Source organism: Micromonospora sp. NPDC048935 (genome assembly GCF_043197875.1).
In the GTDB taxonomy this organism is placed as follows: Bacteria; Actinomycetota; Actinomycetes; order Mycobacteriales; family Micromonosporaceae; genus Micromonospora.
In genome coordinates, this window is sequence record NZ_JBICTZ010000034.1 from 1 (window position 1) to 1,085 (window position 1,085).

The 1,085-nt window shown below is 73.4% G+C and carries 1 protein-coding gene; it reads left to right on the forward strand.

Going from position 1 to position 1,085, the window contains the following annotated elements; genetic code table 11:
- Positions 1–30 precede the first annotated feature (30 nt).
- A partial coding sequence (locus ACGFIW_RS33740) for a polyketide synthase dehydratase domain-containing protein (RefSeq protein ID WP_393324613.1) occupies positions 31–1,085 on the forward strand: 1,055 nt, incomplete at its 3' end.

Below are 1,085 nucleotides of genomic sequence, written 5' to 3' on the forward strand. Positions count from 1 at the left end.
GTGCATGGGGTGTCGCCGGATTGGTCGGTGATGTTCCCGTCGGCGCGGCGGGTGGAGTTGCCGACGTATGCGTTCCAACGCCACCGCTACTGGCTTGAGGCGGGAGCCCTCGCCGCCACCGACGCGGCCGGATTCGGCCTCACGTCGACCGAACACCCGATGCTCGGCGCCGCGGTCGCCCTTCCGGACTCCGGCGGGCTGCTCTACACGTCGCGTCTCTCGTTGGCGACCCATCCGTGGCTGAACGACCACGCCGTCGGCGGGAATGTCCTGCTGCCCGGCGCGGCCCTCGTCGAACTGGCGATCCGCGCGGGTGACGACGTCGGATGCGGGCTGCTCGCCGACCTCACCCTGGAGGCACCGCTCGTCGTACCGGCCACCGGCGGCGTACGCACGCGGGTCACCGTGGGCGAGGCGGACGGCACCGGCGCCCGCCGGGTCGCCGTCTACTCCATCGAGGACCAGACGTCCGCCGAGGCGGCGTCGACCCTGCACGCGAGCGGCACCCTGCGCCCGGGGGCCCCGGCGACCTCCGTCGCCACGCGGCAGTGGTCGCCGGCCGACTCCGACGCACTCGATGTCACCGACCTGTACGACCGGTTGGCCGGCGTCGGGCTCGACTACGGCCCGGCCTTCCGGGGCGTACGCCGGGCCTGGCGGGACGGCGCGGACGTCCTGGCCGAGGTCGTGCTCGCCGACGAGGCGTCCGGCGAGGGCTACGGCATCCACCCCGCGCTGCTCGACGCGGTACTGCACGCCGCCGCGTTCACCACGGACGTCACCGAGCCGAAGGTGCCGTTCGCCTGGTCCGACGTGACGCTGCACGCCACCGGTGCGACCACCGTCCGGGTTCGACTGTCACCGGCCGGCACGGACACCCTCGCCATCGAGGTGACCGACGCGGATGGGCAACTTGTGCTCACCGCCGGTGAGCTCGTCCTGCGGCCCGTGCCGCAGCCGTCGTCCGCCGCGCGTACCACCCCGTTGTTCGAGGTGGTGCCGGTGGTGGTGGGTGTGCCGGTGGTGGGTGGTGTGTCGGTGGGTGTGTGGCCGGTGGTGGGGGGTGTGGTGCCGGATGTGGTGGT